The 17784-nt window shown below is 72.4% G+C and carries 15 protein-coding genes; 6 read left to right on the plus strand and 9 right to left on the minus strand.

Going from position 1 to position 17784, the window contains the following annotated elements:
• The first annotated feature begins 327 nt into the window (after positions 1–327).
• Positions 328–1623, plus strand: a complete 1296-nt coding sequence (locus tag ACIQMU_RS16800) for an MFS transporter (RefSeq protein WP_402689093.1) — start codon at positions 328–330, stop codon at positions 1621–1623.
• A 114-nt stretch (positions 1624–1737) separates the two neighbouring features.
• Here the strand turns inward: ACIQMU_RS16800 and ACIQMU_RS16805 are convergent, their stop codons facing one another.
• The 6 genes from ACIQMU_RS16805 to ACIQMU_RS16830 form a co-directional block, all read right to left on the minus strand.
• Positions 1738–3492 carry an NAD+ synthase gene (locus ACIQMU_RS16805; RefSeq protein ID WP_352242394.1) on the minus strand — a complete coding sequence of 585 codons (1755 nt, stop codon included), beginning with the start codon at positions 3490–3492 and terminating at the stop codon, positions 1738–1740.
• 122 nt (positions 3493–3614) lie between these two features.
• Positions 3615–5180 carry a multicopper oxidase family protein gene (locus ACIQMU_RS16810; RefSeq protein ID WP_402689094.1) on the minus strand — a complete coding sequence of 522 codons (1566 nt, stop codon included), beginning with the start codon at positions 5178–5180 and terminating at the stop codon, positions 3615–3617.
• A 72-nt stretch (positions 5181–5252) separates the two neighbouring features.
• Positions 5253–5720: a hypothetical protein gene (locus ACIQMU_RS16815; RefSeq protein WP_352242396.1), complete on the minus strand. Its 468-nt coding sequence runs from the start codon at positions 5718–5720 to the stop codon at positions 5253–5255.
• Between the two features lie 156 nt (positions 5721–5876).
• A complete protein-coding gene (locus tag ACIQMU_RS16820; protein ID WP_103509048.1) occupies positions 5877–6302 on the minus strand; it encodes a CBS domain-containing protein in 426 nt (141 codons plus the stop codon).
• 279 nt (positions 6303–6581) lie between these two features.
• The gene (locus ACIQMU_RS16825) at positions 6582–7295 is read right to left on the minus strand and encodes a DUF305 domain-containing protein (RefSeq protein ID WP_402689123.1); all 714 of its coding nucleotides are present in this window, start codon (positions 7293–7295) and stop codon (positions 6582–6584) included.
• Positions 7296–7339: 44 nt separating this feature from the next.
• Entirely contained in the window at positions 7340–8020 is a 681-nt protein-coding gene (locus ACIQMU_RS16830) for a DUF3105 domain-containing protein (RefSeq protein WP_352242397.1), read from the minus strand.
• Positions 8021–8275: 255 nt separating this feature from the next.
• Between ACIQMU_RS16830 and glnA the strand changes: the two genes are divergently transcribed.
• The gene (gene glnA / locus ACIQMU_RS16835; RefSeq protein ID WP_030191465.1) at positions 8276–9637 is read left to right on the plus strand and encodes a type I glutamate--ammonia ligase; all 1362 of its coding nucleotides are present in this window, start codon (positions 8276–8278) and stop codon (positions 9635–9637) included.
• A gap of 195 nt (positions 9638–9832) precedes the next feature.
• Positions 9833–10813 carry an HNH endonuclease gene (locus tag ACIQMU_RS16840; protein ID WP_402689095.1) on the plus strand — a complete coding sequence of 327 codons (981 nt, stop codon included), beginning with the start codon at positions 9833–9835 and terminating at the stop codon, positions 10811–10813.
• A gap of 87 nt (positions 10814–10900) precedes the next feature.
• Here the strand turns inward: ACIQMU_RS16840 and ACIQMU_RS16845 are convergent, their stop codons facing one another.
• The gene (locus ACIQMU_RS16845) at positions 10901–11197 is read right to left on the minus strand and encodes a hypothetical protein (protein WP_402689096.1); all 297 of its coding nucleotides are present in this window, start codon (positions 11195–11197) and stop codon (positions 10901–10903) included.
• A 160-nt stretch (positions 11198–11357) separates the two neighbouring features.
• Positions 11358–11696 carry a hypothetical protein gene (locus ACIQMU_RS16850; RefSeq protein WP_352242465.1) on the minus strand — a complete coding sequence of 113 codons (339 nt, stop codon included), beginning with the start codon at positions 11694–11696 and terminating at the stop codon, positions 11358–11360.
• A gap of 161 nt (positions 11697–11857) precedes the next feature.
• Here ACIQMU_RS16850 and ACIQMU_RS16855 point away from each other — a divergent pair, with 161 nt between their 5' ends.
• Both ACIQMU_RS16855 and ACIQMU_RS16860 read left to right on the plus strand, forming a co-directional pair.
• On the plus strand, positions 11858–12622 hold the full coding sequence (locus tag ACIQMU_RS16855) for a GntR family transcriptional regulator (protein WP_352242399.1): 765 nt from the start codon (positions 11858–11860) through the stop codon (positions 12620–12622).
• 420 nt (positions 12623–13042) lie between these two features.
• Positions 13043–13834 carry a putative protein N(5)-glutamine methyltransferase gene (locus ACIQMU_RS16860; RefSeq protein ID WP_352242400.1) on the plus strand — a complete coding sequence of 264 codons (792 nt, stop codon included), beginning with the start codon at positions 13043–13045 and terminating at the stop codon, positions 13832–13834.
• On the opposite strand, the gene ACIQMU_RS16865 is transcribed toward ACIQMU_RS16860, so the two are convergent.
• Positions 13827–14387: a pyridoxamine 5'-phosphate oxidase family protein gene (locus ACIQMU_RS16865; protein ID WP_352242401.1), complete on the minus strand. Its 561-nt coding sequence runs from the start codon at positions 14385–14387 to the stop codon at positions 13827–13829. The genes ACIQMU_RS16860 and ACIQMU_RS16865 overlap by 8 nt on opposite strands.
• 166 nt (positions 14388–14553) lie before the next feature.
• On the opposite strand from ACIQMU_RS16865, the gene ACIQMU_RS16870 reads away from it, so the two are divergent.
• Positions 14554–17550 (plus strand): bifunctional [glutamine synthetase] adenylyltransferase/[glutamine synthetase]-adenylyl-L-tyrosine phosphorylase, encoded by a 2997-nt coding sequence (locus tag ACIQMU_RS16870; protein ID WP_352242402.1) that lies wholly within the window; start codon positions 14554–14556, stop codon positions 17548–17550.
• The last annotated feature ends 234 nt before the right edge of the window (positions 17551–17784 follow it).

The raw sequence follows: 17784 nt of genomic DNA on the forward strand, positions 1-17784 counted from the left end.
GCCTGTGACGCCGGTCGAGCGGTGACGCCGGTCCAGCGGTGACATTCACGGCGTTGTGACGTGACCGGCGTGACGGGGCGACCGGCGGCAGCCGGTGCGAACGAGGGGGAACGACCGGCGGGGCCGGCCCGGGCGCGGGAGCGCGCAACGAGCCGTTCACCTGGCCGTAGGCGCCCGGGCACAAACGTCTGCGACAATTTGTTCCGGTAACTTACATATGGCGTGAGCCGTTGTCCGGCACCCCGTGTGCCCCGGCGGCGGCTCCCTGCCGTGCGCGAGCTTCCGCTCCCCCTCTTCCACCCCCGCACCACCGCGAAAGGTTCCCCCATGCCCCTGGCTCTCCTCGCCCTGGCCGTGAGCGCCTTCGGCATAGGCACGACGGAGTTCGTCATGATGGGCCTGCTGCCCAACGTGGCGGACGACCTCGGGACGTCCGTGCCCACCGCCGGCCACCTCGTCTCGGCGTACGCGATCGGCGTCGTCCTCGGGGCGCCCCTGCTCACCGGCCTCGGCTCGCGGGTCCCGCGCAAGCGGATGCTCCTGCTCCTGATGGCGCTGTTCACCGTCGGCAACCTGGCCTCCGCGCTCGCCCCGGACTTCGGCTGGCTGATCGCGGGCCGCTTCCTCGCCGGTCTCCCGCACGGCGCGTTCTTCGGCGTCGGCGCGGTCGTCGCCGCCCGGCTGGTCTCCGAGGGCCGCCAGGCTCGGGCCGTCGCGACGATGTTCCTCGGCCTGACCGTCGCCAACATCGTCGGCGTCCCCGCGGCGACCCTGCTCGGCCAGCACCTCGGCTGGCGGGCCACCTTCCTCGTGGTCGCGGTGATCGGCCTCGCCGCGATGGCGGCCCTGGCCCGCCTGGTCCCCGCCCTCCCGGTCGAGGCCCACCAGGACGTACGCCGGGAACTGCGCGCGCTCGGCAACCGTCAGGTGCTCCTGGGGCTGCTCACCGCCGTCTTCGGCTTCGCCGGGGTCTTCGCGGTGTACTCGTACCTCTCGGCCATGACCACGGAGGCGATGGGCTTCGGCGAGTCGTCCGTCACCCTGGTCCTGGCCCTCTTCGGCATCGGGATGACCCTGGGAGCACTGGCCGCGGGCCCCCTCACGGACCGGGCGCTGCGCCCGACCCTGTACGGATCGCTCGGCGCACTCGCCGTGGTCCTGGTGGTCTTCCCGTTCACGGTGCACGTGCAGTGGGCGGCGCTCGTGATGGTGGTCCTGCTGGGCGGCGTGGGGTTCATGACGACGACCCCGCTCCAGATGCTGGTGATGAACAAGGCGAAGGACGCCCCGACCCTCGCGTCCGCCTCCAACCACTCCGCGTTCAACCTGGCCAACGCGGGCGGCGCCTGGCTGGGCGGCGTGTCCATAGCGGCTGGCTGGGGCTGGACGTCCCCGGCCCTCGTCGGCGCGGTCCTCGCCGTGATCGGCCTGGCGGTGGCGGCGACGGCGGGCTACCTGGACCGGGGGCCGTCACCGAAATCCCGCGTGGTGGCGGGAGGCTCCGGCACTCCGGCCCGCGCGCCTGCGGCGCCGAGCCCGTCCGGCACCCTCTCCAACCCGTCCGGCACCCTCTCCAACCCGTCCGGCGCCCTCTCCGGCCCCTCCGGCGACCGAGGGCGGTGACCGGAGCGCCGGACGGGCCCGGCCGCCGCGCTCGGACACCGCGCGTCGCGGCCCGCCCGGCGCTCGGGGACGAAGGCGGTCACCGGCCGCCCGGCGACCGCCCGTCCCCTGCTGCTACGACGACTCGCGCCAGCGATTCGTGATCGGCAGCCGCCGGTCCTTCCCGAATCCCTTGGGCGAGATCTTCGTCCCCGGCGGATACTGCCGCCGCTTGTACTCGGCCGTGTCCACCATGCGCAGCGTCTTCGCCACCAGCTCCGCGTCGTACCCGGCGGCCACGATCGCGTCGAGGCCCTGGTCCCGGTCGACGTACATCTCCAGGATCGCGTCCAGGACGTCGTAGTCGGGCAGCGAGTCCGTGTCGACCTGCCCCGGCCGCAGTTCCGCGCTCGGCGGCTTGGTGATCGAGGACTCCGGGATCGGCGGGGTCTGCCCCCGCTCCTCGGCGGCCCGGTTGCGCCACTTCGCCAGCCGGAAGACCGACGACTTGTAGACGTCCTTGATCGGCCCGTACGCGCCGACCGCGTCCCCGTACAACGTGGAGTAGCCGACCGCCAGCTCGGACTTGTTGCCCGGCGCCAGCACGATCTGCCCCTCCTGGTTGGACAGGGCCATCAGCATCGTGCCGCGAAGCCGCGCCTGGAGGTTCTCCTCGGCGAGTCCGGTGAGCTGGAGCGACCCCATGTACGCGTCGAACATCGGCTCGATCGATACGGTGCGGAAGTTCAGCCCGGTCCGCCGGGCCAGCTCGGCCGCGTCGCCCCTGGAGTGGTCCGAGGAGTACTTCGACGGCATCGAGACGCCGTAGACGTGCTGAGCGCCGAGCGCGTCGCAGGCGATGGCCGCGCAGATGGCCGAGTCGATCCCGCCGGAGAGCCCGATCAGCACGCTGCTGAAGCCGTTCTTCGCGGCGTACGCGCGCAGCCCGACGACCAGCGCGGAGTAGATCTCCTCCTCGTCCTCCAGCCGCTCCGCGTACCCGCCCGCGAGCTCCGGCTCGTACGCGTCCAGGGGCCGGTCGGACAGCACCACGTGGTCGATGCGCAGCCCGTCGTCCACCACGCCCGAGGGCGGCACGGACTCGGCGGCGGGCAGGTCCAGGTCGAGGATCACGCTGCCCTCGGAGAACTGCGGGGCGCGGGCGATGACCTCGCCCTCCTTGTCGACGACGATCGAGTCGCCGTCGAAGACCAGTTCGTCCTGCCCGCCGATCATCGCCAGATAGGCCGTCGTGCAACCGGCCTCCCGGGCCCGCTTGCGGACCAGCTCCAGCCGGGTGTCGTCCTTGTCCCGCTCGTACGGCGAGGCGTTGACCGACAGCAGCAGCCCGGCCCCGGCGGACCGGGCGGCCGGGACGCGCCCGCCGTCCTGCCACAGGTCCTCGCAGATCGCGAGGGCCACGTCGATGCCGTGGATCCGGACGACGGGCATCGAGTCGCCCGGCACGAAGTACCGGAACTCGTCGAACACCCCGTAGTTCGGCAGGTGGTGCTTGGCGAAGTTGAGCGCGATCCGGCCGCGGTGCAGTACGGCGGCGGCGTTGCGCGGAGAGCCGGCCGGCTGTCCGTAGCGCGCCGCGGCGTGCTCGGAGCGGTCCAGGTAGCCGACGACGACCGGCAGTTCGCCGAAGCCCTCCGCGTCCAGCCGGGCGGCCAGCGCGCGCAGCGCCTGACGCGAGGCTTCGACGAAGGACGACCGCAGGGCCAGGTCCTCGACGGGGTATCCGGTCAGCACCATCTCGGGGAACGCCACCAGGTGGGCGCCCTGCTCGGCGGCGTGCCGGGTCCAGTGGACGATCGCCTCGGAGTTGCCGGCGAGGTCGCCGACGGTCGAGTCGATCTGATTCAGTGCGAGGCGTAGTTGAGGCACGCCGCCCAGTGTAATCGTCTTTCTGACGCGATGTCCCGGCGGGCCGGGCGGAAACTGCCGCGGCCCGTCGGAACCGCAGGTCGGAGGTGCCGAGCCGGCCGACCCGCTGAGGGGTTGCCAGGTCAGCTCCGGTAGCCGAGGACCGTCATCATTCCCGCCTCCGCGTGGTAGACGTTATGGCAGTGGACCATCCACAGCCCCGGGTTGCCGGCGTCGAACTCCACGGTCAGCGACCGGTGCGGCAGCACGATCGCGGTGTCCTTGCGGGCCCCGGCGGCGTTCCCGCCGAGCGCGAAGGTGTGCCCGTGCAGATGCAGCGGGTGCCACATGGCCGTCCCGTTGTCGAAGACCAGCCGCACCCGCTCACCCGCCTCCACCGGACGCCGCTGCCCGGCCTCGTACGGCTTCCCGTCGAAGGCCCAGTCGTACTTCGCCATCCCGCCCGTGAGCCGCATCCGGATCGTCCGGTCCGGCGCCCGGGCGGGCAGCGCCACCGACGGGTCCGGCTCCAGCCGCCCCGCCTCCACCAGCTTCCCGTCCAGCTCCTCGGGCCGTACGGAGGCGGGGGGCACGGCCCCGCTCCCGGTCCGCAGCACGGCCAGCGCCGACGCCTTCTTCCCCTCGGCCAGCGCGGTCAGCGGGAAGACCCCGTCGCCGGCGGTGACGAGCACGTCGTACCGCTCGCCCATCCCCAGCAGCAGCGCGTCCCCCGTGGTGTGCCGCACCGGGAAACCGTCGGTGTGCGTCACGGTCATCCGGTGCCCGCCGAGCGCGACCCGGAAGGCGGTGTCGCCGCCGGCGTTGATGATCCGCAGCCGGATACGGTCACCGGGGCGCGCGGAGAAGGACGACGGGTCTTCCGGGACCCGCCCGTTGACCAGGTAGTGGGGGTAGGCCACATCGCCGGCGTCCCCGCCGAGCAGCTCGCTGGTGGCCCCCATCATCGTCCGCGAGGGCCCCTCGCCCTCCGCTTCCCCGTCGCCCGACATGGTGTGCGCGCCGTGGTCCAAGCCGCCGCCCATGCCCCCGGACAGCTCCTTGAGGACGGCGTCCGGAGTGGACCCGCCCACCCCGTCGACCCAGTCGTCGAGGACGACGACCCACTCCTTGTCGTACGCCAACGGCTCCTTCGGGTCCTCGACGATCAGCGGTGCGTACAGCCCCCGGTCCTGCTGCACGCCGGAGTGCGGGTGGAACCAGTACGTCCCCGGGTGCGGGACGGCGAACCGGTAGTCGAAGTCGGCCCCCGGCGCGATGTCCCGCTGGGTCAGCCCGGGGACCCCGTCCATGTCGTTGCGCAGGGCGAGACCGTGCCAGTGCAGGGAAGTGGGCTCCGGCAGGTGGTTGGCGAGGGTGAGCGCGAGCGTGTCGCCCGCGCTCACCCGCACCTCGCGCCCGGGCAGCCGGTCCCCGTACGCCCAGGAGGCGACGGTCCGCCCGCCGCCGAGGTCCAGCCGGGCGCGGGTGGCGGTGAGGGAGACCTCGCGCACGGGTCCGGAGCCGCGCGCGGCCTCGGCCGCCTCGACCTCCTCGCCGCCGGGCGAGACGTACGTTCCGGAGTCCTGCGCTCCGCCGGGGGAGTGGTCGCCGCCGTGGCCGCCGCCGTCGGAACAGGCGGCGAGGGCTCCCGTGCCGGCGACGACGAGAGCGGCGCCGAGCACGGCGCGTCGAGTGGGTTGCGTGGGCATGCCGAATACACCTCTGAAGAACTGAAGGGCTGTGGTTGCTGGACAGGGAGGGCGGAGGTGAGACGCCCACTCCTAGATACGCAGCACCGACACGCTGGCGAGCACCGATATCCGGGGCGGTGGAATCGGCCGCAGGACCCGCAGCGGCCCCGCGCCCACCGGCGTACCGAGGGGCCGCCCGTCGGGGCGCAGCCCGAGCAGCCAGGCAGCGAGGAGGGCGAGGCCCCAGACGCCGAGGACGGCGAGGCAGACGGAGAGCGGGTCCATGCCGCTCAGGGGGGCGCCGGAGCCGGGGGAGTCGTGCGGCGGCGAGTGCGGTTGTACGTCGGCGACGTCCCGCGCCGGAGCCGGGGCGAGAACGGGGACGTGAACCGGGCCCGGGTCCTGGGCCACGTGCCCGGTCATGGCGGGGGGCGACGACGAGCCGCCGTGCTCCGCCGGATGCCCGACCGTATGCATGGTGACGATGCCGAACAGCAGAGCGGCGAACAGCATCAGCCGCCCGTACATTCCGCTGCCGCTCCGCGCCGTGCCCGCCATGCGGGCCACCCTACCCCTGGCGGGTATACGGGCGAACGGAAGCCCGGCACCTCGTCCGCCGGAGCGGGCCGTGGGTCAGAGCCTCCGCTCGCCCGTTCACCGAGCCTCTCAGCTGCCGAGTCTCCTGGCTGTCGAGCTTTTCGGCTGCCGAGCTTCTCAGCTGCGGGAGTAGACCTTCTCGGCCCAGCCCGCGATCTGCTCCTCGGTGAGGTGCTGCGCGAGGTCGGCCTCGCTGATCATGCCGACGAGCTTCTTGTTCTCGACGACGGGCAGCCGGCGGATGCGGTGGGTCTGCATCTCCTCCAGGACCGCGTTCACATCTGCCTCCGCCTCGATCCAGCGGGGCGTGCCCTGCGCGAGATCGCCTGCCGTGATCTTCGCCGGATCGTGGCCCTTGGCCACACAGCCGACGACGATGTCGCGGTCGGTGATGATGCCGACCATCCGGTCCGAGTCGCCGTTGGCGGAGACGGGCAGCGCGCCCACGTTGTGCTCGCGCATCAGCTGCGCCGCACGGTCGAGCGTCTCGTGGGCAGGGATCCAGCGGGCCCCGCTGTGCATGATGTCCTTGGCGGTTGTCATGGGGGATTTCCTCCTGCGTGCCGATGGCACTGCTGTACGGCCCCGAGCGCAACCCATCGTCATCGGCCCGCCGGGGCCGCGCGACCGCAACCACCCGTTCGGGTGCGCCGGCGGAAGGACGAAAGCTGACGCATCCGTTCTGTCCTGGCCGCGCCCGGCCAGGGCCGAGGCGCGGCCAGGATTCAGAGCCGAGGCATGGCCCAGGACCGGGGTGTGGCTCAGGGCCGCGCCTCGGCTCAGGGCCGCGGCGCGCCTCAGGATCGGGGGCCGCGCCTCGGCTCAGGGCTGCGGCGCGGCTCCCCGTTCGGCCAGCATGTCCCGCATCAGCCCCAGCTCGGACTGCTGCCCCTCGACCATGCCCCGGGCGAGCCGCTGCTCGACCGGTACCGAGCACAGCGACGCGCAGGCATCGGCCATGGCGACGCCGCCCTTGTGGTGGTCCGTCATCAACTGGAGGAAGAACACCTCGGCCTGCTCGCCGTCGAGCCGCCCGAGCCGCTTCAGCTCGGAGCGGCTCGCCATGCCCGCCATGAGCACCCCGTCCGTACCGGAAGCCGCCTCGGCGCCACCCGAGCCGTGCCCACCGTGCTCGTGCCCATCCGTGTCGGCCATCCACGCCATGGGGTCCTCCCCGCCCGGGGCGACCTTCGGCAGCTCCCACAGGTCGAGCCAGCCGAGCAGCATGCCGCGCTGGTTGGCCTGGGTGTTGGCGATGTCGTAGGCGAGACGGCGTACGTCCTCGTCGTTCGTGCGGTCGCGGACGATGAACGACATCTCGACGGCCTGCTGATGGTGGACGGCCATGTCCCGGGCGAACCCGGCGTCGGCGGACGAGGCCGCCGGAACACGCCCGTTCCCCCGCACCTCCGCGCCCCCGCCGCTGTCCCCGTCGCCGTGCGCGGAGGCGATCGTGGCCGCCCCCGCGAAGAGCAGCGCCAGGGCGACGGCGGACGCGCCGGCCCGTCGCACACGCCGGGTCTTCCGTCGCTCCACGAGGATGCGGGCGTCCTCGCCCTCCGGTGCCCGCTGCCCGGCCGTCACCGCGGCACCGACGCCAGCCCGCCGGTGCAGGGTGCACCGGGTTCGGGGGTCTGCGCGCCCTGGACGTACTGGGCGAAGAACTGGTCCACCCGCTTGTCGTCGGCGGAGTCGACGGTGACCTGCTTGCCCCAGGCACTGAGCATGATCGCGCCCTCCTGGCCGGCGTACGGGCTCATCAGCGTGAACGGGGTCTTCTTGACGCGCCCGGCCAGCTCGGCGACATCGGCGTCGGCGGCCTTGCCGTTGTACGTGACCCAGACCGCGCCGTGCTCCAGGGAGTGCACGGCGTTGACATCCGGGAGGGCCTTTTCGTATACGTCGCCGTCGCAGTTCATCCAGGACTGGTTGTGGTCGCCGCCGACCGGAGGCTTCATCGGATAGTCCACCGAGCCCGCCACATGGTTGCGGCCGAGCTTCGCCGCGTCCCAGGACTTCAGCCCCTCGATGGCCCCGCCCTTGTCGTCGCCGTGCCCGCCCGGATGCCTGTCGTCCTGGGCCGCCGAGGCGTCGCCGGACTTCTCGGTCGCCTCGGAGTTCTCCAGCAGCAGGTACGTGCCGAACGTGACGAGACCGGCCACGACGGCGGCGCTCAACCCTATGGCGATGGCCCGGTTGCGGGTGCCGCTCGCGCGGGTGTCAGGAGCCTGCGGCTGGGGGTACCGGGGATCGAAGCTCATGTCGTCGAGTCCTTCTGCGAAGGGGCCGGGAGGAGGGAGGACGGTGCGTGGACCGATGCGCGCGGACGGGCGGGAAGGGCCGGTCAACGCCCGGTCACCGCCCCGTGCGCCACGGTCGCCGATCGTAGTGGGTGGCCGAGTGCTCCCTCTCACACCGAGTGCGTAATGTGGGTGAAATCCCGGGTCGTGATACTGGCAGTGTCCCCCTACCCCGGGCGGTGGTGCACGGACCGTCTGAACTGCAAGGATGTGGCAATGGACAAGCAGCAGGAATTCGTCCTCAGGACCCTTGAGGAGCGCGACATCCGCTTCGTGCGGCTGTGGTTCACCGACGTCCTCGGGTTCCTCAAGTCCGTCGCCGTCGCTCCCGCCGAGCTGGAGCAGGCATTCGACGAGGGCATCGGCTTCGACGGCTCGGCGATCGAGGGCTTCGCGCGGGTCTACGAGTCGGACATGATCGCCAAGCCTGACCCGGGCACCTTCCAGATCCTGCCCTGGCGCGCGGAGGCCCCCGGCACCGCGCGGATGTTCTGCGACATCCTGATGCCGGACGGCTCCCCGTCCTTCGCCGACCCGCGCTATGTCCTCAAGCGGATCCTCGCGAAGACGTCCGACCTCGGCTTCACCTTCTACACCCACCCCGAGATCGAGTTCTTCCTGCTGAAGAACAAGCCGGTCGACGGCACCCGGCCGACCCCGGCGGACAGTTCGGGCTACTTCGACCACACACCGCAGAACGTCGGCATGGACTTCCGCCGCCAGGCGATCACCATGCTCGAATCGATGGGCATCTCGGTCGAGTTCAGCCACCACGAGGGCGCCCCCGGCCAGCAGGAGATCGACCTGCGGTACGCGGACGCGCTCTCCACGGCCGACAACATCATGACGTTCCGTCTGGTGATGAAGCAGGTGGCGCTGGAGCAGGGCGTGCAGGCCACGTTCATGCCGAAGCCCTTCTCGGAGTACCCGGGTTCGGGCATGCACACCCACCTCTCCCTCTTCGAGGGCGACCGCAACGCCTTCTACGAGTCGGGCGCGGAGTACCAGCTCTCCAAGGTCGGCCGCTCCTTCATCGCGGGCCTGCTGAGGCACGCCGCGGAGATCTCGGCGGTCACCAACCAGTGGGTCAACTCCTACAAGCGCATCTGGGGCGGCTCCTCCCGCGCGGCCGGCGCGGGCGGCGAGGCCCCCTCGTACATCTGCTGGGGCCACAACAACCGCTCCGCCCTCATCCGCGTCCCGATGTACAAGCCCGGCAAGACCGGCTCCGCCCGCGTCGAGGTCCGCTCCATCGACTCCGGCGCCAACCCGTACCTCACCTACGCGGTCCTGCTCGCCGCGGGCCTCAAGGGCATCGAGGAGGGCTACGAACTCCCGGCCGGCGCCGACGACGACGTCTGGGCCCTCTCCGACGCGGAGCGCCGCGCGATGGGCATCGAGCCCCTTCCGCAGAACCTGGGCGAGGCGATCTCCCTGATGGAGAAGAGCGAACTGGTCGCCGAGACGCTGGGCGAGCACGTCTTCGACTTCTTCCTCCGCAACAAGAAGCAGGAGTGGGAGGAGTACCGCAGCGAGGTCACGGCCTTCGAGCTGAAGAACCTGCTGCCGGTGCTGTAGCCACCGACCGGCGGGCGCGGAGCCCGCGTGCGCGACGTCGGGCCGGCGGTGTCACACCGCCGGCCCGAAGCGTTGAGCGCCGAAACGACTACGGGTGGGGCTACACCGGCGGAGTCCCCGGCGGTGACGGGGCCGGGGGCGGGTTGGGCAGCGGCTGTCGGTCCCGTTGTCAGTGGGCGTTCGTATGCTCCTGCTATGACGGAGGCGGAGTTTGCGAAACCACGCACAGAGGGCAGGGCCTGGTCGTTCCTCGTGACCGGGGATGATCGCCAGTTCCAGGGAAACGCCGGTTACGAGGACATCGTCGAGGAGTCCTACAGCTACGACTCGACCGTGGGTAATCACCAGCATGTGTCGGTCGGTGACCTGGTGGTGGTGCGGAACGGCCAAGAGGCTCTCGGGGCGGGATACGTGGAAGCGCTCCAGGTGCTGGCCGACCAGGAGAAGGTGCGCAGCCGGTGCCGGTTCTGCCGCAGTACGGGCTTCAAGGAGAGACGCACCATGCTGCCCCGGTTCTGGTGCAGCCGCTGCAAGAGGGCCTTCGATGACCCGGTGGTCGAGACGCTTTCGGTTACCGCGTTCCGTGCGCACTACGGCGGCACCTGGCAACCGCTGGACGGCTGTCTGGACAAGACGCAGTTGAAGGAGCTCAGCCCCAGCCGCTCCGACCAGCAGTCGATCAAGAAGCTGGACCGGCACAGGACCTTGAAGGCCATCGAAGCCCGGGGCGTCCGCCTTCCGAGCCGAGGTGGAGGGGACCGCGGGGGACAGCACCGCCCTCAGGAGCTACCAGGCGGAACACGACGGACGACGGCAGCCGCGCGCCGGGGCCAGGATGCCTTCCGGAGGGCGCTGGTACGCCAGTACGGCCTGGTCTGCGCGGTTACGGGTGCAGCACCGGCGGAGGTGTTGGAAGCGGCCCACGTGCGGCCGTTTTCCGACACACGGCATCACCGCGTGGAAGAGGGGCTGATGCTGCGGTCGGACGTGCACCGGTTGTTCGACAGTGGTCTGCTGGCCATCGACTCCGACCTGGTGGTGCACGTGGCGCCTAGCCTGGCGGGGCATGCGTCGTACAGCGCACTGACGGGCGCGGTCCTGCACCTTCCCCCTGACGCGCCGATAGATCGTGCGGTCATCGCAGATCACCACGCGGCCACCGTCGCCACCTGGTGATGGCGGCCCGGCCGTGACCGGCGTTTCCGCGGTCCACGAGCCCGTGCCCACCCCGAGACAGGCACGGGCCCGCGAATGGCCGTGGGGCTACACCGGCGGAGTCCCCGGCGGTGACGGGGCCGGGGGCGGGTCGGGCAGCGGAGGGCCCGGGTCGGGTGGCGGTTTCGGGGGGCCGCTGCCGTGTTTGCCGTCGTTCAGGGTCTTGCGTGCCGTCAGGCCGTAGATGCCGAACGGCGGGAAGAGGTCGACGCGTCGCGGGTAGTCGCCCTCCGAGCACTCCTCGCAGAGCAGGTCGCGGCCGGCGGGGGTGTGGCGGGCGGCGGTGACCGAGTCGGTCCAGCATGCCTCGCAGGTACGGACGTCCGTTGCGGAGAGCGGGATCATCCGGGCCTCCCCGGTGGTGCCGGTAATGCCTGGCGGGTGATGCGCATCAGGTGCCTCCGTCACTGGTGGATGGGTGGCGACCCGGCCCGGCCGTCGTCCGCCGAGGGGCGGGAGGCCGGGCGGAGGGTCCAGGGGGTTCGTCCCGCGCGCGTACCGCGCCTCATCTGCGGGTCTCCCGCCAGATGCGTACGAGCTTCGTCGCGTCGGGGCAGACCGCGCCGGTTCGGCAGTCGGTGCATGTCATCGTGTGGCCGAGCAGGGCGCGGTACGCCGTGTCGGGGGAGTCGGTCGTGGTCACGTTCGCCTCTCTGCTGATCTCGGCCCAGACGTATTCCGATGTGCGGGTGAGCCTGTGTCCGTAGCGGTCCGCCGTGGCCAGGGCCGCGAGGACGGCCGAGTGTGCGGTTGCGCTCAGCTCGGCGGGGAGACCGGCCTCGATATGGAAGAGGTCCAGATCGGTGGTCACGCGCGGCTCGGTGCCTGTGGCGGCGGCGAGCATGCCGGTCAGCGCCGCAACCCGCGCTTGTGCAGAGCGCACACTTCTCCCCTGGTGGAACCGAATGTCACTCCACGTAATGCTGAATATTCAGCTTCAACCTGATGGGTTAGCTTTGTCAACAGCGACGCCCCTATCGACGCCGAACACACGGAGCTGCTCAGATGCCACGTGATACGCCGTACTTGCAGGTGGCGGATGCTCTGCGGGCTCGCGTGCGGGCCGGCGAATGGGCGGTCGGGGACAAGCTGCCGTCCCGGGCGCGGTTCGCCGAGGAGTACGGCGTCGGCCAGTCCGTTGCGCAGCGGGCCATGGAGCGCCTGATCATCGAGGGCATCCTCGAAGGCCGCGCGGGCTCCGGCACGTATGTCCGCCGGGCCCGCGAGCGCCGGCGCATGGTCCGCTCCCGCCACCGCGAGCAGCGCAACAACAGCCCCTTCGCCTCGGACATGAGCGAGCTCGACCACGAGGGCGACTGGGAGTGCAGCAGCACCGCCCGGGTTCCCGCACCGGAGGACATCGCTGAGCGGCTGGCGATCGAGCCCGGCGACCACTGCGTCGTGACGGAGTACGAGTTCCTCGCCGACGGCCTGCCCGTACAGCTCGCCAAGAGCTGGGAGCCGATGGCCATCACCGACGGGACGCCGATCCTGCTCCCGGAGATGGGACCGCACGGCAAACTCGGCGTCGTCGAGCGCATGCGGTCCATCGGCGTGTACATCACCACCGGCCTCGAACTGCCGCGCCCGGCCCGGGCGACGCGGGAGCAGGCGAACCTGCTCGGCATCTCCGTCGGTGACCTGGTCATCGAGGTGGAGCGGACGTACTTCGACCGGGAGGGCCGGCCCGTGGAGACGGCCGACATCGTCGTGCCGGACATCCGCTGGGAGATCGCCTACGAGATCCGCGTCGACCAGCCGGATCTCTGAGAAGGCCGCAGCCGGGGTCGGGGCCGGCGGCGGGGCCGCGGCCGCAGCCGGGGCCAGGGGTGGAACCAGGGTCGGGGGCCGGTGCCGGGCGTGGGCCGGTCCCCCCGTTCCCGGCCTCCACCGAGCTGCGGGAGGACAGCGTCGGTCCGCGGGCGGACGAAGGCCGAACCCCGAACCGGCACAGCAGCCCGTCCCCGCACCCCGTCCGGGTGCGGGAGCGGGCTGTTGTACTGTTACGACCCCCGTGCGTCACGGGGATCGACGGCACCGACCGAGGAGGTGAGACCCATTACCGCTGGATCAGGCTGGGTGCTCATCCCGCGCGATCACGTCGAACGACCGGCAGCGACAGCAGCAGCCGACCGGACGGCATAGCCGATCGCGGAGCGCCCATCGGTTTTCCCGAAAGGCTTCGCTCGTATGCCGGTTCACCTCTCTGTCTCCCTCTCCTCCACCGTCGTGGCCCTCCGCCGCGCCGGCTGTGTCTTCGCCGAGGACGAGGCCCGCCTCCTCCACGAGGCCGCCTCCTCGCCGGACGAACTGTCCGCCCTCGTCGGCCGCCGCGCCGGCGGGCTGCCGCTCGAACACGTCCTGGGCTGGGCGGAGTTCCACGGTCGCCGCTTCGCCGTGGACACCGGCGTCTTCGTGCCCCGGCGCCGTACGGAGTTCCTGGTGGCGCAGGCCGCCGCCCTCGCACCCCGCCGGGCTGTCGTCGTCGACCTCTGCTGCGGCTCCGGCGCCCTCGGCGTCGCCCTCGCCGCCGCGGCGGACGCGGCCGAACTGCACGCCGGCGACGTCGAACCCGCCGCCGTGCGCTGCGCCCGGCGCAACGTCGGCGACCTCGGGCAGGTCTACGAGGGCGACCTGTTCGCCCCGCTGCCCGCCGCCCTGCGCGGCCGGGTCGACGTGCTGCTGGCCAATGTCCCCTATGTCCCCACCGACGACGTCGAGCTGCTGCCCGCCGAGGCCCGCGTCCACGAACCGCGCGTCGCCCTGGACGGGGGCGGCGACGGGCTCGACGTCATGCGCCGGGTCGCCGCCGAAGCGCCCGAGTGGCTCGCGCCCGGCGGCAGCCTGCTCCTGGAGGCGAGCGAGCGGCAGCGGGACACGGCGGTCGGGGTCCTGCGCGCCGCCGGGCTGAGCACCCGGGTCGTGGTCTCCGAGGAGCTGTACGCCACCGTCCTCGTCGGGACGGCAGGGCCGATCACATGAAGCGGTAGCGCGTCTGGCTGAACGGCTCCCCCTTGCCGAAGCCGAACGCCGTACGGGGGCGGACCGCGAACACGTGGGCGTGGCCCGCCCCCGCCTGGACGAAGCTGCCGTCCTCGACGTCGAAGTGCCAGTCGCCGCCGTACTTCGCCTCCCACTCCCGGGCCAGAGCGGTCAGCCGGCCGTGGTCCGTCACCCGGTCCGCCCGGCCCTCCACCACCATGTCGAAACCGGAGTCCAGGGTGTTCGCGCCCGTCGTCAGGACCACCTCGGGGTTGGCCGCCAGGTTGCGTGCCTTGCGCTCTTCCGGGCCCGTACAGAAGTGGAGGGCGCCGTCGGACCAGACGCCGATCAGCGGGGTGGCGTGGGGGCGGCCGTCCGGGCGGACCGTGGACAGCCAGTACAGCGGCGCGTCGGCGAGGACGGCGGCCGCCTCCGGCCAGGGGCGGGCGCTCGCGCCCTCGCTGCTGTAGCGGGCGTCCAGCTCGGTCGCCGGGGGAGCGGCGGGTGCATGGCCCCGGGAACGGCCGGGCAGCGGGTGATGGGTCGTGGACATGGTTCCTCCGCGGGGCGTCGAGAGGGCTGTCAGGTGCTTTCCCCGTGGTTGGACTCCGCCGCCGCCCCGAATTCATCGGCACAGGACTAGGCTCGGAGAGCTGTGACGCGGCGAGGGAGCGGCCGAGCAGCCACGCAGATCGGTTCGGGCGGCAGGAGAGCACGGGATGACGACGGCGCCGGGGCGCAGAAGCAGTACGTTCACCAGGCTGCTGCGGCACGGTTTCACCGACCCGTCCGCCGCGGAACGGCTCCTGGACCTGGACGTGCTGGCCTCCGTACGGTCCGACCCGGTCCTCCTGGAGGCGCTCGGGGCCACCGCCGACCCGGATCTGGCCCTGCGCGGACTGGTCCGGATCGTGGAGTCCGAGGCCGAGAGCGAGCGGCAGGTGCTGCTCGGCACCCTCGTCACCGCCAAGCCCCTGCGCGACCGGCTCCTGGGGGTCCTCGGCTCCTCGGAGGCGCTCGGGGACCACCTGGCCCGGCACCCGCGCGACTGGCAGGTGCTCGTCACGTACGAGGCGATCGACCTCAACCCCGGCGTCGCCGAGTTCGAGAGCGGGCTCGCCGAAGCCGTCGACCCCGACTCGCTGCGGGTCGCCTACCGACGGTGTCTGCTCACTCTCGCCGCCCGGGACGTGTGCGGGACCACCGACCTCGCCCAGACCGCCGCCGAACTGGCCGACCTCGCCACCGCCACCCTGCGCGCCGCTCTCGCCATCGCCCGGACGGCCGCACCCGAGGACGCCGCGCGGTGCCGGCTCGCCGTCGTCGCGATGGGCAAGTGCGGCGGGCGGGAGCTGAACTACGTCTCCGACGTCGACGTGATCTTCGTCGGGGAGGCGCGCGACGGGGTCGACGAGACCAGGGCCATGCAGTCCGCCACCCGGCTGGCCGCCCACATGATGCGGATCTGCTCCGAGACCACCGTCGAGGGCGCCATCTGGGAGGTCGACGCCAACCTCCGCCCCGAGGGCCGCAACGGGCCGCTGGTGCGGACCCTCAGCTCCCACCTCGCCTACTACCAGCGCTGGGCCAAGACCTGGGAGTTCCAGGCCCTGTTGAAGGCCCGCGCGGTGGCCGGCGACCCCGAGCTGGGCGCGGAGTACGTCCAGGCCGTGTCGCCGCTGGTCTGGGGGGCCGCCGACCGGGAGAACTTCGTCCCCGACGTGCAGAAGATGCGCCGCCGCGTCGTCGACAACATCCCCGCCCACCGGATCGAACGCGAGCTGAAGCTGGGGCCCGGCGGGCTCAGGGACGTCGAGTTCGCCGTCCAGCTTCTCCAGCTGGTGCACGGGCGCAACGACGCCACCCTGCACAGCGGCTCCACCCTGGAGGCGCTGCGCGCGCTCGCCGCGGGCGGGTACGTGGGCCGCGCGGACGCCGCCCAGCTCGACGAGGCGTACCGCTTCCTGCGCTCCATGGAGCACCGCATCCAGCTGTACCGGCTGCGCCGCACCCACCTGGTCCCCGAGGACGAGGCGGACCTGCGGCGGCTCGGCCGGTCGCTCGGCATGCGCACCGACCCGGTGGCCGAGCTGAACAAGGCGTGGAAGCGGCACGCCTCCGTCGTCCGGCGGCTGCACGAGAAGATCTTCTACCAGCCGCTGCTCGACGCCGTCGCCCAGTTGGCCCCGGCCGAGTCCCGGCTCAGCGCGAAGGCCGCCGCCCACCGGCTGGAGGCCCTCGGGTACGCCGACCCCGCCGCCGCCCTGCGGCACCTGGAGGCGCTCTCCTCCGGGGTCTCCCGCAAGGCCGCCATCCAGCGCACCCTGCTGCCGGTGCTGCTCGGCTGGTTCGCGGACTCCGCCGACCCCGACGCCGGGCTCCTCGGCTTCCGCAAGGTGTCCGACGCGCTCGGCAAGACCCCGTGGTATCTGCGGCTCCTGCGCGACGAGGGCGCCGCCGCGGAGAACCTCGCCCGGGTCCTCTCGGCGGGCCGCCTCGCCCCGGACCTGCTCATGCGGGCCCCGGAGGCGGTGGCGATCCTCGGCGACCCCGGGGGGCTCGCGCCCCGTACCCGGGCCCACCTGGAGCAGGAGGTGCTGGCCGCGGTCGGGCGGGCCGGGGACGCGGAGTCGGCCGTCGCGGTGGTGCGCGGGGTGCGCCGCCGGGAGCTGTTCCGTACGACGGCCGCCGACCTCATCGGCTCGTACGGCACGGAGGACAACCCCGCCGAGCAGGACCACGGGGCCCTCGTCGACCGCGTCGGCTCGGCCGTCACCGACCTCAACGCCGCCACCATCGCGGGCGCGCTGCGGGCCGCCGTCCGCGAGCGGTGGGGCGACACCCTGCCGACCCGGTTCGCCGTCATCGGCATGGGCCGCTTCGGCGGGCACGAGCTGAGCTACGGCTCCGACGCGGACGTCCTCTTCGTCCACCGGCCGCGCGAGGGCGTCGGCGACGAGGAGGCGGCCCGGGCCGCCAACACGCTCATCTCCGAGATGCGCAGGCTCCTCCAGCTCCCCACGGCCGATCCGCCGCTGCTGATCGACGCCGACCTGCGCCCGGAGGGCAAGAGCGGTCCGCTGGTCCGCACGCTGAAGTCGTACGAGGTCTACTACCGGCGCTGGTCGCTCGCCTGGGAGAGCCAGGCGCTGCTGCGGGCGGAGCCGGTCGCGGGCGACGAGGCGCTGGGCCGGGACTTCATCGAGCTCATCGACCCGCTGCGGTATCCGGCGGAAGGGCTCGGCGAGGACGCCGTACGGGAGATCCGCCGGCTCAAGGCGCGGATGGAGTCCGAGCGGATGCCGCGCGGCGCGGACCCCACGCTCCACGCGAAGCTGGGGCGGGGCGGGCTGAGCGATGTCGAGTGGACCGTGCAGCTGATGCAGCTGCGGCACGGGTGGGCGGAGCCGGGGCTGCGCACGACGCGTACGCGCGAGGCGCTGACCGCCGCCGTAGCCGCGGGGCTGATCCCGGCGGAGGACGCGCAGACGCTGGACGAGGCGTGGGTCCTGGCGACGCGCGTGCGGAACGCGGTGATGCTGGTACGGGGCCGGCCGGGGGACACGTTCCCGACCGACCCGCGCGAGATGACGGCGGTGGGACGGTACCTGGGGTACGAGCCGGGGCACGTCGGGGACATGCTGGACGACTACCGGCGGATCACGCGGCGGGCCCGGGCCGTGGTGGAGGAGCGGTTCTACGGGGCGGCGGCCTGAGGGCTGTCCCGAGTACCCGGCGGGCGCACGACGACGGCTACGGCACCGCACCTCGCCGCGTTGTCGGAACGTGCCCATGCGTCCGGTATGCGGACGTTCCTTGGGGCGTGTTCCGCCGGGAATTGCGGGACCTCCCTTGGGGTCCTCCGGGGGCCGGCCCCGGGCCCTCGGGGCTCTGCCCCGGGCCCCGCTCCTCGACCGCCGGAGTGGCCGGATGTCCGGGCCTCCGCGGCG

This window comes from Streptomyces sp. NPDC091649 (assembly GCF_044756785.1).
In the GTDB taxonomy this organism is placed as follows: domain Bacteria; phylum Actinomycetota; class Actinomycetes; order Streptomycetales; family Streptomycetaceae; genus Streptomyces.

Coding starts and splice junctions, on each gene's coding strand:
- ACIQMU_RS16800 (WP_402689093.1), top strand. CDS start 328: ATGCCCCTGGCTCTCCTCGCCCTGGCCGTGAGCGCCTTCGGCATAGGC.
- ACIQMU_RS16810 (WP_402689094.1), bottom strand. CDS start 5,180: ATGCCCACGCAACCCACTCGACGCGCCGTGCTCGGCGCCGCTCTCGTC.
- ACIQMU_RS16815 (WP_352242396.1), bottom strand. CDS start 5,720: ATGGCGGGCACGGCGCGGAGCGGCAGCGGAATGTACGGGCGGCTGATG.
- ACIQMU_RS16820 (WP_103509048.1), bottom strand. CDS start 6,302: ATGACAACCGCCAAGGACATCATGCACAGCGGGGCCCGCTGGATCCCT.
- ACIQMU_RS16830 (WP_352242397.1), bottom strand. CDS start 8,020: ATGAGCTTCGATCCCCGGTACCCCCAGCCGCAGGCTCCTGACACCCGC.
- glnA (WP_030191465.1), top strand. CDS start 8,276: ATGGACAAGCAGCAGGAATTCGTCCTCAGGACCCTTGAGGAGCGCGAC.
- ACIQMU_RS16840 (WP_402689095.1), top strand. CDS start 9,833: ATGACGGAGGCGGAGTTTGCGAAACCACGCACAGAGGGCAGGGCCTGG.
- ACIQMU_RS16845 (WP_402689096.1), bottom strand. CDS start 11,197: ATGATCCCGCTCTCCGCAACGGACGTCCGTACCTGCGAGGCATGCTGG.
- ACIQMU_RS16850 (WP_352242465.1), bottom strand. CDS start 11,696: ATGCTCGCCGCCGCCACAGGCACCGAGCCGCGCGTGACCACCGATCTG.
- ACIQMU_RS16855 (WP_352242399.1), top strand. CDS start 11,858: ATGCCACGTGATACGCCGTACTTGCAGGTGGCGGATGCTCTGCGGGCT.
- ACIQMU_RS16860 (WP_352242400.1), top strand. CDS start 13,043: ATGCCGGTTCACCTCTCTGTCTCCCTCTCCTCCACCGTCGTGGCCCTC.
- ACIQMU_RS16865 (WP_352242401.1), bottom strand. CDS start 14,387: ATGTCCACGACCCATCACCCGCTGCCCGGCCGTTCCCGGGGCCATGCA.
- ACIQMU_RS16870 (WP_352242402.1), top strand. CDS start 14,554: ATGACGACGGCGCCGGGGCGCAGAAGCAGTACGTTCACCAGGCTGCTG.